Genomic DNA, 15,471 nt, shown 5'->3' on the forward strand with positions numbered 1-15,471 from the left:
GTTAATTTTTAGAGATTGGTAGTGTGATTAGAAAAGTTGTTCCCTTATTCATTTCAGTATCCGATTTGTTTTCTACTCTCAACTCCCCACCATGCGCCTTGATAATATCATGAGTGATACTTAACCCAAGGCCTGTTCCTTCTGTGCCTTTTTTAGTCGTAAAGAATGGCTGAAGAATCTTGTCCCTAATCTCCTCAGGGATTCCGGGTCCGTTGTCTGCAATCGAAAGAATTACATTGTCATTTTCCAAGGAAGTCTTGACGGTGAGTTTTGGAAGATAGTCCGGGGTCTGTTTGAGTTTGTCCCGCATGGCATCAAAGGCATTGTTACAGAGATTCAGAATCACTCGGGAAAAGTCCTCCGAGATCAGTGTCACATCACCTACATCGGGATCAAGCTGCACGTCAATTTCCACATTGATAGGAGACTTAGCCGCCCGCATTCCATGGAAAGAAAGATTTACAAATTCCTGCACCAAGGGGTTAAAAGCCGTGGGTTCGCGCTTACTACCTGAGGCCCGGCTATGCTGCAGCATGGATTTGACAATACCATCGGCGCGGGTTCCGTGCTCATGGACCCGGCTCAGATTACTTTTTACATCCTCCAGAATAGCGATGATTTCCTCTTTGGTTTCCGAGGGCTCAAGTTTTTCGAGTTCCTCAAAGACTTCATCAATCAGCTCACAACTGAGGTCGGAGAAGTTATTTACAAAGTTCAGTGGATTTTTGATCTCATGGGCAATGCCTGCGGTGAGCTGACCGAGTGATGCGAGCTTCTCTTGTTGCACGAGTTGTTCTTGGGCAGCTTTCAGTTCTGTCAGCGTATTTTCGATCTTTGACTTAGCATTTTCTAGGGCATTAAAATCCTCATATCGAGAATAGGCTACGGAAAAGGAATCCGCAAGAGTCTGAACCAACTCAATTTGCTTTTGCTCTAGCAATTCAGAATTTCCAACGTAGAGCATTCCTTGCCGAAAGGGAACCAAATGCAATACCAGGCGCTCAGGAGGGGTATCACCGGCTTGATATTTTTTTGGATTTTTTACATCACCCCTTCGGATAAAGTTCTGCATGTTTCTTAAGAAAAGCTCCTTATCCCATTCCTCAGTGTAGATTTTTTGTTGCCTCCAGTTTTCGATGGAAGGTTTAATCATTCCAATCTCCTCTTCCTCGAAACCAATATGAAGTCCTGCCAAAGCTTCTCCAGTGGGGGTTGATAAATAGGCATGTACCATTTTTTCATCTTCCTTGATTATGAAAATTCCACATCTGAAAAATGGAACACCCAGGTGAGTAAGTTCTTGCCAAATCAAGGGAGTAATTCTATTCAGATCTGAAGTAGTTCTCATTGAGGCTATTTCACCTCGAACCCGATCAAATGATGCTTGTCTTGTTGCTGCAAGAGCACGTTCTTCTGCTTGTTGAAGGTCGCAAAACCTTTTATAGGTTAAGTCTATGACAGAGCCGAATTTCTTTATTGTGGAAAGTTCTTCTTTCTCGAAAGGTTTGTTTGTCCAGGAGTAGAAAGATCCGTGTGTAAAGGGAATAAAGTAACCGTATTGGACTTCATCAGGTGAGAATTTCGGTTTGGGCATATCCTCATAGCTTGACAGTAATAGGTCATAGTATGACTCTAACTCTTCCCCATTGAGTACCGGAGTGTAGATTTCTTTTTTCAGCCAGTTTTCAAAAATATTATCAAGCAATTCATGGTTGCTTAATTTGATTTCACCGATAAGACTCAGTGTGTTGCCTTCGCCAGCTGAATGAGCGGCAAACATAGTTCCTCTCCTTGTCGCTTTGTCTATTAACCCGATTCCAGAACGTAAGGGTACTATTCCTAAATGTCTGAGTTCGTCAAATACTACACTTGAAGCATCTGAAAGGTCGCTTGAACTATGCATGGCCATGGCTTTAGCCCTTACCCTTTCCAGAGCCGCCTCAATCTGAGCTTCTCTAGTCCGGGTCTCTGCCAAAACCAGATCGAGGTATCTTCGGTAAGTTTGCCCAAAACCAGATGCAAATCGTGCAAGAATATTGGCGTGATCCTCTGAGATTCTTTCAGGGGAGAAAATATATATTCCCCCTTCTTTAAAATAGCATGCAGACGTGAACTCCCTTTCAGAAAGCTCTTCGATATTAAATTGGATCGGGATGTCAGGAGATTCGTTAAGAGTTTGATAGTAATCTTTGCGATCCTTTCCCTCAAAGAGATAATTAATAAGGTTTTCTTGATTCTTCCACCCCTCATATACCGCAAGGGTCATATGATTCATAGACATATCCAGCTTCCATGGGAAGAGTTCTACGATATTTTCGGAATTTATCTTGGCAGTCCAGAGTTCAGAGGAGCCATCTTTATTCATAATCAAAACTCCACTTCGGTTGGCCTGAATCCCCAGGTCTCTGAGCTCATCGAATAATAGGACCATGGTATTGCCAACATCCTGGCTGGTATGCATTGCCATAGTTTTGGAGCGAACCCGCTCCAGAGCGGATTCTATCTGGGCCTCTCTCGCCTGCGCTTCTGCCTTTTGTAGGTCTAAAAAGCGGGTATAGGTTTGTTCGAAAACTTTTGCGAAGCGTTTTAGTATTTCAAGGGTTTCGGGTAAAAGTGGTTTTGGGTTGGTGCTAATAAGCAAGCCATTAGAAAAATAAGCACAGGTATGAAATCTGCGATCGGAGATTAAACTTTCCTGAGTGGGAATCTTCAATACATCTATTACATAGGACATCCAGTTTTTTAATTCTTCCCCTTCAAGGCTCACTTCGATTGATTCCTCTTTATTCACCCATCCTTCATAAAACTTCTTGATGCTCGTTGGCTCATCGATTGATCCTTTAAATACTTGACTTATGGCATTGCCTCCTTGTTCGGTAGACCAAAACTCTATGAATCGCTGGTCTTCTCTTATTATCCCTATGTTGATTCTTTCAGTTTCATAGCCTAGCTCAATAAATTGTTGGAATAAAACGGATGCTGTTTCGGAGAGTTCTTCACTTTTTTGCATTGCCATCGTCCTGGCTCTGATCCTTTCAAGTGCTAGTTGGATTTGGTTCTCTTTTGCCTGTGCTTCAGCTTTTTGGAGATCAAGGAAGCGGGTATAGGTCAAATCGAAAACCTCAGCGAATCTCTTAATGATAGTTTTGTCTTCTGCTGTCGGTTTTATATCTGAAAAAAAGTATAAGCCGCCGGCACTAAAAGGGCAGTAGTGGTAATACTCTTTTGGTAAAGCAGATGATTTTTCAAGAACTTCTTCTGAGAGGATAAATTCACTATGAGAAACTATGTCGTAGTAATTTTTTAGATCCTTGCCTTCCAAAGTATAAGATAAGGCTTCTTGCTTTTCCCAGGCTTCAAAGGTTTGGACGAGCAAAGGGTGAATGGTCAAAGAGGTTACTCCCAAGCTCAATTCCTTTTTGCCTTCAGGATTTTCCACTGTGGTATAAAGCTGGCAATCTCTCGTGTCTGGATCGAAAATGCCTATACCACTTCGTTCCATATTCAACTCCAACTTTTCCAGTTCGTCGAAAACTACCTTGGTACATTCCTTTAAATCCTCACTATGCCTCATCGCCATTGCAGCGGCTCTAACTCGCTCTAAAGCCACTTCAATCTGAGCTTCCCGTGCCTGTTCTTCTGCTTTTTGGAGATCGAGGAAACGGGTGTAGGTCTGTTGAAAGACTTTATTCATCCGTTTAAGGATAATATTTTCTTCCTCAGAATAAATGATTTTCTGGTAATTGAACATTGTGATGCCCGAGTGGATGCCAAGTGTAGACGAACCAGTCATCCCTATTCCTTGTGCTATAAATTCTTTGCGATCTTCTGGAACATCTATACCCTTGGCATTAGGATAAAAATGGTCAAAGTAAACCTTCTTTGATTTTTTGTCTTCGTCAAAAGTGAAGAACTCAATACCATTTTCTCTCGCATCTTTGTTCAGGTTGTGAATGGGATGATCGAAGTAGGGGAGTCTTACTTGCTTGGGATAAATCGCTGTACTCGCTCCAATCCAGAGATTAAATGCCTGATTATTTTCGTCAAAAATATCAATATAGCAAGTATCAACGACCAAGTTTAAATGTTCGAATTGCTTGAACAGTACTAGGATGACCTCTGATAGTTCACTGGTCTTATGCATGGCCATGGAGCGCGATCTGATTCTTTCAAGCGCCGCTTCAATCTGGGCTTCTCTAGCTTGGGCTTCTGCTTTTTGGAGATCGAGGAAGCGGGTGTAGGTTTGCTCGAATACCTTTGAAAACCTCTGAAAAATATCATGGGCCTCTGGTACCGGTTGGTAGGTAATAAAAAGAAGGAAGCCATGCTTGAAAAATGCAATATGGTCATATTGTGACTCGGGTAAAGAACCTCCTGATGCCACTACTTCCCGTAAGGCATCACCCATCACCGGAATGGTCATGATGTACTCATAATGCGCCTTGCAGGCTTCTCCCAGAAATTCCTCTACATGGAAAGTTTCTCCAGCTTTTCCCTTCTCGTAAAACTTTAAAAAGAAATTCTCTCTGGGAGTTTTATAAAAAGGAAGGGTTCCAGCCTTGCTGCTGAACCATTCGTAGTCACCTTCTGGATCATCGGCATAGATATGAAATGCGCAGCCCCAGGTATCTATTCCCAAAGCTCTGACTTGCTGATCCAAAACCTGAGAAGCTTCAGTCAATTCATCGGAATGCTGCATGGCCATGGTCCTGGCTCTTACTCTTTCAAGGGCCAGTTGTATATCTGACTCCCTTGCCTGTGCTTCGGCTTTTTGGATATCTCTGAATCGCTGATAGGCCAAGGAAAAGACCTGATGGAATCGCTTAAATAGATTTAATTCTTCTTCCTTGATTGTTTTATAGCGAGTGATTCCCAGTCCACCTTCACCAATAGAAAGAAAGCAGTACCCCAATTCGGAGCTTTCCTCTATCAAAGGATCGGGGAAATGATTTTCCTCTTTCCTATGGGCCTCAAATTCTTTCAGCGCTTTCCCTTCCATATGACCCATAAAGTGGCCATCACGTGAGGCAAGCATCTTGAGGACCATTTCCTGCTCGACAGGATTTTTGAGATATTCGGTTTCTTCGATGATGGTCTCCTTATAAGCTGGGAAATACTGGTAACAGGTATAGAGACCTGCCTTTTCATCAATGATGGCTATCTGAATGTTTCGGATTTGATCAACTTCAAAATCTTCCAGCTGATTCGAAATCACTTTACAAACATCTAGTAAGTCTTCTGCCTTTTTCATCCCCATAGCTGCTCCTCGCACTCGCTCGAGCGAGGCTTCAATCTCCAACTCGCGGCTTTTATTTTCCAGCTCAATGGTTCGCCTTTTTACAGCATCGCGAAGCTCCAGATTTTCCCGGTTGATTTTTTCGATCGCCATTGTTTCTCCTTCCTGTACACGCATATCGGGAAGGGAACCATGCTGTTGAAGAACTTTCCAACCGGATTCAGTTTCACGGAGAAATGTGGATATTCGGATTTTGGAATAGAAGGTCCATTCCGGTTCTCCATACACGTAGATGTCGCAGCTTTCATTGATGAATACAAGGTCATTGATTGATTTGGAGGAAATTTGACGATTTCTCATGTCAGCTTTTCCGATCACCTCTTCAAGTTGATCCTTAAAAAAAGCAATTCCTTCTGCCTTATTATGTGCAATCTCGCTTTCGGAGGTACCGATCATTTCAAATTCCTCGTCAAGCGTGGAGGCAAATGATTCTAAGTCTCCTTTGATATAGCTATCCCAGAAAAAATTATATAGTTGTAGAGCTTTCTCCTCCCTATTTTTCTTACTGTCCATCAATCTTCGGGCTCAATGGGTAAATAAATGACCATTTCGGTGCCTTCACCTACTATACTTTTCACCCGAAGGTCACCGCCATGTGCTTTGATGATATCATAGCTTAAGCTTAAACCCAATCCAGTTCCACTACCTGTAGGCTTGGTGGTAAAGAAGGGCTGGAAGATTTTATCAATGATGGATTTAGGAATTCCCCCACCATTGTCTTTGACACAAATCTCCACTCCACCGATACTGCCTAAATCTACCAAGCGGGATTGGACGGATACCTTAGGCTTGTAAGAGTCGGCATTTTGTTCATCTCCGGAAATCACAGATTTTTTCCGCTCAGAACAGGCATAGAAGGCATTATTAATCAGATTGAGAAATACCCTTCCTATGTCTTGAGAAACTACTTTTACCCGAGGAATATTTGAATCCAAGTCCGTTTCAAAGTCAGCTGAAAAACTCTTATCCTTTGCTCTAAGCCCATGATAACTTAGACGAAGAAATTCATCTGCCAGGGCATTTAGATTGGTCAGTTTTTTTTCTGTGTCACTGCTTCTGCTATGTTCGAGCATTCCTTTGACTATGGAGTCTGCCCGCTTGCCATGATGATTGATTTTACTCAGGTTTTCCTTTAGGTCTTTACTAATAGCCTTTGCCTCTTCAAGGTTTCCACCTTCCAGCTCCTCATTCATTTCATCAATCAGTTCCTCACTTACTTCTGAGAAGTTATTGACAAAGTTCAGCGGGTTTTGGATTTCATGGGCTATACCTGCAGTCAGTTCACCAAGAGATGCCATTTTTTCGGCTTGAATAAGTTGAGACTGTGTCGCTTTTAGTTCTGTATAGGCTTTTTCGATCTCCTTTGCCTGGGCTACCTCTCGCTCAAGACTTTGGGCCCTTTCTTTCATTCGAATTCTTCGTTTCAACCCGGAATAGGAAACAAAACCTATCATTACCAAAAGAAAGGCATAGAATGAATAGGCCCACCAAGTCTTCCACCATGGAGGAAGAATGGTCACAATTATGGATTTCGGGACTTCATTCCACACCCCATAAGCATTGGAAGCGATTACTTTGAAGGTATAAGTCCCAGGCTCAAGATTGGTATAGGCTGCAAAGTTCCGGTTGTCATAAATCCAGTCTTGATCCAAGCCTTCCATCATATGGGCATATTGGTTTTTAGAAGGATTGGCATAGTGTAAGGCTGCAAATTCAAAGCTCAAGTCATTTTGATCATGTTTAAGCTTAACCTCCTTTGTTGCCAATAAATCGACTTCCAAAGGAGAGTTTTCCTTCATATCATAGACAGATTGATTGGAGATCAAGAGATTTGAAAAAATGACCGAAGGGGGGACTTTATTTGAAGTAATCGTAGAAAAGGTGGTCAGGCCATGATCTCCTCCAAAATAGAAATTGCCATCAGGAGTTTTATCTGCCGCCAGAGAGAGAAAGGATTCCCCACCTATGCCATCGTCTTCGTTGTAATTGATAAAAGTAACCTTGTCCAATGCTTCATTTTGCATCATTTGGATTAGACCATTTTGCGTGGAAAACCACATTTCTCCATTTTCTCCAGGTAAAACAGTCTCAATGAAATTGGTTGGCAGCCCATCTTGCTCCGTGAAATAGCTTAATTCATCAGCTTCAATATCTAAGATATTAATGCCTCCATAAGTCGCCATCCATAGTTGTCCATCTTTTTCTAATACATCATAGACTTGCTTATCACTCAAAGTGGAGGGATCTGAGGGGTCACTGGTGTAGTAATTTGTGGAATTGGTGGCTGGATCTATACGAGTCACTCCAGCATTGATACTTGCAACCCAAATGTATTTTTCTCCAATCTCGATGTCAGAGATATTGGAATCTTGAATGATTATTTCGGCATTCTGTTCATTTACATTGACCACTGTGGATTCGCTTCGGATATCCGCCTCTTGCTTGAAGATGGCGATGCCATAGAGGGGAAGTAGGTCCGGTTCAGGTGCATTAAAATCATTAAAGTGGTGACTGTCGTCTGAGGAGTAGCGTAGGGAGTAAGTGCCGGGGTTTAATTCGATTTGTGTGATTTGTAGTCGGTTTTTGGGGCTCCCTCCAGCCCAGAAAGTATCATCAATAGATTCTATTCCCACGACGGTTTCACCTGTGGAGTTTTGAAGCCAACCATAATCAGCCATACTTGCAGGATCACCTTCACCAACTGTCACCAAAAAGTAGGTTCCCCTTTCAGCGATTTCGAAACCTTGGGTTAACTCTTCGCTTTGTCCCACTCGTTCAATACTCGCAATTTCTTTGTCCTCCACAAGCCAGGTTTTTATTTGGGAAATAATTTCATCTGAGTAGGTTTGTGCGTATTGACTCACTATTTCATCAAATGATTCTGTCTTGGGGTCGAAGACGGTTAGTCCTCCATTAGTACCCACCCATATTTTCCCGGTTTTGTCTTCCCGAATTACCCTAACCTGATCGTTGGGTAAACCCTTTTCCTGGCTCAAGGCATCTCGCTTATACCGTTTGATTTCATTATAGTTTTGGTCCATTTTGATGAGACCATCTCCCCAGGTACCGATCCAAAGTGTGCCATCTGTCTGCTCATAAATAGCTCTTGCTGAGCCTCCAAACATGTCATTGGCCGAATTAAAAGCTACCTTTTGAATAGAGCCGTCCGATTCATTAAGTACATTGATCCCATTTCCTCGAGTACCCATAAAAACCTTACCCGGGTTGTTTTTGGAAGCAAACAAACCAAATGCGCCGCCAGAACTTATAGTCTTGTTGTTTTGTGGGTCATGTGTGTAAAATTTAAACGGTTGGCTTAATGGGTCGTATTTAAATAGTCCGTCGGTTAGAGATCCAAACCAGAAGATCCCACTCCGATCCATTATCAATTCGGTGAACCTTATGGTCCAGCCTCCTGAATTTACCCTCCTATTTCCCGGGATGATTACTTCTTCATATTGATCGGTATTCCCTTTAAATTTATAGACACCTCTTATGTTATTCATGATCCAGATGTTTCCCTCATAATCCTCCTTGATGGAGTTGAAAAATGTGCTTACATCTCCATTTAGGTAGTCATATTCGACGATAGTTTTGAGATCATTGGTGGCTGGGTTGTATTTGTATATTCCTTTTCTGCTGGTAAACCAAAGGATACCATCTTGGTCAGAATAAAACGCGGTTATTAAATTTTCGAGGGAGTTGAAATCATTTCCTTCAGGAAATTTTATTGGGACGAACAATTCCGATCCTTTTGCCAAATGTAATAGACCGTGCTCAGTAGAAGCACCCCAAATTCCACCGTTTCGATCCTCATAGATGAGCCTTGCAAACCCGCTATGTACCGCTTCTCTACCGTTGATCTGGGTATAAGGAGCCATTACCCATGTGTCTTTTTTAGGGTCAAACCGTAATATCCCAAATGCTAATGTTCCTGCCCAGACCCTCCCTTGTGAATCCACCAGCACACCAGGTGTTCGGCCAATACCAGCGGTTTGAAATATTGAATCGAAATTGTAATTCTTGAAAATGTTCTTTGCACGATCGTAGTATGTTGCACCTAATTCATTTCCTATCCAAAGGTTTTGAAGAGAATCCTTAGCAATATCGATTACAGTATTGTGTTGTAAGCTAGTAGAATCTCCTATGATATTTCGGTAGGTCTTCCAGGTAAAACCATCATAACTTTGAATACCATTTGCGGTGCCCAACCAAATAAGCCCATAATCATCTTGAATAAGTGCTCTCACATTTGGAGAAGCCAGACCATTAGATATAGAAATCGTTTCTAAGCTGATTTCTTGAGCCGGTACTTCTTCAGAGTTTACCCAAATGAAAGTGAGAAGTAGCAGAAAAATTAGGATCGATTTAGAAAAGAAAAGTTTCATAGTTTTTGGTAAACTTGGATGGTGATTACTGTCGTTTTTTTGATTTTTGAAGTATTGAATAGTGCAATGGCACTATTCTTCAATAGGTAAATAGATGATCATTTCGGTACCTTCACCTTCCTTGCTTTTCACCCTAAGGTCACCACCATGTGCCTTGATGATATCATAGCTTAAGCTTAAGCCCAATCCGGTTCCGCTGCCTGTAGGCTTGGTGGTAAAGAAGGGCTGGAAGATTTTTTCAATGATGGATTTAGGAATTCCTCCACCATTGTCTTTGACATAAATCTCCACTCCACCTATACCGCCTAAATCTACCAATCGGGATTGCACGGATACCTTTGGTTTATAGGATTCGTTCATTTCTTCTTCTCCGGAAATCACACATCGTTTCCGCTCAGCGCAAGCGTAGAAGGCATTGTTTATCAGGTTCAATAAAACTCTACCGATATCTTGTCGAACAACAGGAACTTTCGGCAAATCTGGATCAAATTCAGTTTTGTAGTCTGCTGTGAAAGATTTGTCTTTTGCACGAAGTCCGTGATAGGAAAGCTTCAGGTACTCTTCAGCCAATACATTGAGATTGGTGGGCTGCTTTTCTCCTGAACTTGATCGACTGTGCTGGAGCATTCCTTTTACTATGGAATCAGCCCTTTTTCCATGTTGAACGATTTTAGCTTCATTGGCCTGAATACTAGCCACGAGCTCCTTCACTTCCTCGAGATTTCCTTTTTTCAGTGCTTCATGAAGCTCATCAATAAGCTCTTGGTTAAGCTCAGAGAAGTTATTCACAAAATTTAATGGATTCTGAATTTCATGAGCAATCCCTGCCGTCAGCTCACCCAGTGAAGCCATTTTTTCGGATTGGATCAGCTGAGCCTGTGTGGCCTTGAGTCCTTCGTAGGCTTTCTCGATTTCTTTGGCCTGCGCCAATTCCTTTTCCCGATTCTTTTCTTTTTCACGGGCTAATACCCTGGCTGTCTGGAATTTCACCACTGCGTACACGATTAAAGCAAAAAGAATGAAGTAAAGCACAAATGCCCACCAGGTAGCATACCAAGGAGGAAGGATTTCGAGGGAATAGCTGATCTCGTTTGAAATGGTTCCAAACGTATTCCTAGCTCTTGCTTTAAAGGTATAACTACCGTAAGGAAGATTCGAAAATTCACGATAAGTAGTCTCTCCCCATTCTGACCACTCTTCATCAAGGCCCTCTAAAAATGTCTGGTATTCAATCTGGTTTTCTCTGATAAAGAAAGGTGCTGTAAAATCAAAACGTATGGAATTCCCTTTAAACTGGATTTCTACACCTTCTTTCAAGGTAGATATGGGACCTTCTCCAGTTGATACTCCACTGAAATATAAGGGCAGAGGATGGTCTGTTTTATAATCACTATTTGGATCTAGTCTGAGCAGTCCTCCGTCTGTACCTAACCAAACCACCCCATTGGGCTCGGTATAACCAGAAGCCACTGCACTAGCAGTAATCAAATTAAAGGGATACGATTGGAGTTTGAAGCTACCATCTTCTTGTCGTACGGCCAGGCGCTTTTCCCCCTTAAAATCGAGATAAACATGACCTAACTCCGAAACTGCCAATCCGTAAGTATCCAAATTTATATTGGCCACCTCATCCGAGAAGCTGAAAACTGGGTCACGCTCGAATTCATTAGTACTCGTATTGAAGAAATAGAATCCGTCAATTCCAGAAGTATAAACTTTACCTTCAATTGGTCCTGCGGCTAAACCCGAAAGCCCTCTTACCCCATCTTTTTCACCATACTCCTGCACGCTGGCATTAGCCACGTCCAGGTTACCTGAGGCGGTTTTTTGAAAAATAACCCTAAAAAGAATTCCTGCCTGAGTTCCGCCCCATAATTCTCCCTCCGCGTTTTCCGCGAGAGAATAAACCGAACGATCAACTCCATTAATTGAACCAACGATTTCGTAATCATATTCCCCATTTGCCTCCTTCTCTCTTCTCATTACAGTAATCCCAAACCCTCCACTTACAAACAAATAGCTAGGGTGAAATTTAGATTTTATAACTCTCAGGGATTGTAATGCATCCGTACCCGGGATCGTTTTTGCTTCTCTGCCTTTTATTTCATAGATGCCTACACCTGTGCTTAGCATTTGGTTTCCATCAGCTTCGAGATCAAAAACTTGAGTGTTTCCTACACCCTCTACCTGCTTGACCACTCCGTCCGATTTGTCTAGATATAGGACACTGGTAGAGGTACCGATATATAAATTATCGTCATAGGCACTTAAGGATAGCGGGCTGCCGATTTCGTATTCATCAGAATCAATTCTAGAGACAGGTGAAAAGATTTCAATTTTCGAAAGCCCACTGTTGGTCCCAACCCATAAGTTTGATGTGTTGTCTAAATGAAAAGCATACACACTTTGATCTGTAATAGAGTTTTTAACGTTATAATGAGCCTTCATTTTACCTTCCTGATCGATGATAAAAAATCCATTGCCAAGCACACTTAGCGCATATGTACTGTCAGGAAGGGCAAGGGCTTTGTAAAGGCTTCTTTCTTGAAGAAGATCGTCTATTTCTGTGGGGAAAGGAGTGAAATTTTGTCCATCATAGTGATAAAGTCCACCGGCAAAAGCACCCACAAGAAAGCCTTCTGAATCTCCATAGGGCAATAAAACTTGTACTCTGTCTTCACCTAAAAACTCGCTACCCTCCACCAAGGTCAAGGCCCCATTTTCCTCTTTAAATAGACCCAGATTCATTTGATGAGTGTAGTAGGTATCATTGAAGCTAAAACCATACATAAAATTTGTGTCCGGCTTCCACACTTTGATATTACTGCCTTCAGTCTCCGTGCCTGGAGTGTAAACAAAAATGGCCTCCCTAGCCTGAAAATAAATTTTCCCTTTACTTTCCCTGATGGACCAAATGTCATTAAAGACCATATCCGCTGGAAAATTAGCAAGCAGTGATTTCTCTATGGTGTTCCCTAGAGAGTCCTTGGTGACAATCCCGAAATCTCCCAGTGATCCAAAGTAGAAGGTACTGTCTGAAGCAAGCAAAGTTGACCTCACATTGGTGTTGAACTCCGTAGTGGGTGAAGCCAGAAGCTCCCAACTTTTACCGTCAAACTTCTGTAGACCAGAACTAGTACCCACGAGAAGAAAGCCCTCCTTATTTTGATTGACGTTCCAGACTTGCTGTCCTGCTAAATTATCGTCACCCACCACATAATTGGTGAAACTCGGGACAGCCTTAGAGAAATTTATTTGGCCTAAGGAATTTTGGCAAAAGCCAAAAAGCATTGCGGTATACAACGCGGTGGTTGCAACCAATCTGAAAGATGAAAAAAATCTCTTCATGATATTATGTTTAATTATGGGTGTACTTCTCATGTCATAATTTACTCAAAATCAATAGGTAGGAAGACTGATAATGAATTCACTTCCTTCCCCTTACTTACTTTTAATCTTTATTTCCCCTCCCTATTTTCTTACTATCCATTAATCTTGAATCACAATAGGTAAGTAAATGATCATTTCGGTACCTTCACCTTCCTTGCTTTTTACCCTTAGATCGCCTCCATGTGCCTTAATGATGTCGTAGCTCAAACTAAGGCCCAGACCTGTCCCTTGCCCAGTGGGCTTAGTGGTGAAGAAAGGCTGGAAGATTTTGTCCTTTGCTTTGGCAGGTATGCCGTCTGCGTTATCGACCACTGAGAATTCTACCCCAGTAGGATTCCCATCCATTTCTATAAGCTTACTTTTTACAAGCACCTTGGGCAGGAATGAGGAGTTCTGATTTTTTTTGGCCTTTTTATTTACTTCATAGAAGGCATTGTTGATAAGGTTCAAAAACGCCCTGCTGATGTCAGAAGCGTTGACTTCCAGTTTTGGGATCCTGGAATCTAAATCTGTTTCAAAGTCCGATTGAAAGCTTTTGTCTTTGGCCCTTAGTCCATGGTAGCTCAACCTCAAGTATTCATCTGCCAAAGCATTAAGATCAGTTTCTTCTCTTTCACCATCGCTCTTTCTGCTATGCTCAAGCATGCCACGTACAATTTCCCCTGCACGCTTTCCATGATGATTGATTTTCGAAAGGTTTTCTTTTAAGTCCTTAGCGATGAACTTGACTTCTTCAAGATCTCCCTTCTCGATTTCTTCATTGATTTCATCCACTAATTCAACACTTACTTCTGAAAAATTATTTACAAAGTTTAGAGGGTTCTGAATCTCATGAGCGATTCCCGCGGTAAGCTCTCCGAGAGAGGCCATCTTTTCAGATTGTATCAGCTGTGCTTGAGTTGATTTTAGGTTTTCCAGAGACTCCTTTAAGTCTTTTGTTCTTTTGGCTACTTGCTTTTCAAGTTTTTCATTTTGCGAAGCAAGAATTTCTTCCCGCTCTTTGGATAATCTTTCGACTTCAGCCAGGTTTTTTTTAAGTTTTTTGGTTCTTTTTCCAAGTGTTCCTACCACATAAGCTCCGAATCCAAGTGGTATAGCTAAACCTGTAAATTGACTTAATGTATCCAGCCCTCCAGTTTCTAAACCTAGAATTGTCCAAATTCCTCCCAATATTGGAGGGATTAAAAAAATTGAGGTAAGGGTGGCTATGATTCTTGACGGGATTTTGTGCGAACTCCTTTGGAGGTAACAAGCGCGATAAATGGATATAAGGATCAAAAGCGAGTAGATGGTCCTTGGAATCTCGGCTATATCAAAATATCCCAAAATAACCGGGATTATAGAGGCAAAAACCACGATTTTTAACCACAGATCTTTCTTCCTTTCAAGCAACTCGAATGCTAAAAGCAGAATTAAAACAAATCCTGCCGCTCCAAAGAGGTTGTTCAAAGTACTCAGTTCAACCCTTTGACCTATGTACAGCGTTTCTATAGATGCAAATCCTGATAAAACTATACTTAAGTTTAACAAACTGAGGTACAGATTTTCTCTTTCTCTGGTATAAATCCATATGCCAAGAAAAAGAAGTGTCAAAAAAGTTACAGTCCCCAAGATCATAAAAATGATGGGCTTGAAGTCTTCAATGTCTGATCGCACAACTTTCAAGGTATACCCATCGGACTTCGCATAGGAATTTGACCCCATCCTGAGAAATAGGTGTGGGCTGTTCCTTTCTGGAAAAAACCTGTTAGTATGGATATATTGGTATCTGATGGCAATGACATATTGTTTGCCAGAATCCAGACTAGCTAAACTAAAGTTTCCTTGATAGGGAATCCCTTCCGGTTCAGTCCCGATTTTTCCAACTTCTAAAATCTTATCTCCATTCAGATAAATTTCAGCGGCTCCTCTTTGGAACAATTGAAACATAACTGAGTCATATTGAGTGTCTGAGCTTATGTATTTCCTGAACCAAAAAACTTCATTTTCTTCTATTTGGTCAACAGAGTCCAGCATTGCCAATTGCCAATTTGAAAAGGTCTTCCAGCCTGAGTCGTCATAATCAAATTCTTTCCAGCTTAGGTCATCTCCTTTGGAGTAGTGCCAGTTAAGCGACATGGTAACATATGCTGAATCTAGATCTGTTTGCAGCCTGGCTATATCCTTTTCTTGTCCCTGGACAAAAAATGACATTAGAAAAGCGGAAATAAAAAAGAGATATTTCATCGGATCAGATTCCTGGAAAATTTTATTAGACCCTAAAAAGTTTTACCTGACCTTAAGGGGTCGATTAGTTTTTTATGGGAGGTGGATCAAAACAATTTTTTATCAATATATTCAATCCGATTGATACAATCATTATTCACATAGTGCAATTTTCTGTATTTGAACCTTAGA

General features: G+C 41.6%; 4 protein-coding genes. All 4 read right to left on the reverse strand.

The genetic code is table 11. The features are described 5' to 3' along the window. Position 1 precedes the first annotated feature (1 nt). Positions 2-5,809, reverse strand: a complete 5,808-nt coding sequence (locus QVH07_RS08065) for an ATP-binding protein (protein ID WP_289999654.1) — start codon at positions 5,807-5,809, stop codon at positions 2-4. After that, entirely contained in the window at positions 5,809-9,684 is a 3,876-nt protein-coding gene (locus QVH07_RS08075; RefSeq protein WP_353890985.1) for a sensor histidine kinase, read from the reverse strand. The genes QVH07_RS08065 and QVH07_RS08075 overlap by 1 nt, the downstream gene beginning before the upstream one ends. A 72-nt stretch (positions 9,685-9,756) precedes the next feature. Beyond that, positions 9,757-13,032, reverse strand: a complete 3,276-nt coding sequence (locus QVH07_RS08080; RefSeq protein WP_289999655.1) for an ATP-binding protein — start codon at positions 13,030-13,032, stop codon at positions 9,757-9,759. 141 nt (positions 13,033-13,173) lie between these two features. Further along, a complete protein-coding gene (locus QVH07_RS08085; RefSeq protein ID WP_289999656.1) occupies positions 13,174-15,267 on the reverse strand; it encodes a sensor histidine kinase in 2,094 nt (697 codons plus the stop codon). Positions 15,268-15,471: the final 204 nt, after the last annotated feature.

It is taken from the genome of Algoriphagus sediminis, assembly GCF_030403435.1.
Classification (GTDB): domain Bacteria; phylum Bacteroidota; class Bacteroidia; order Cytophagales; family Cyclobacteriaceae; genus Algoriphagus; species Algoriphagus sediminis.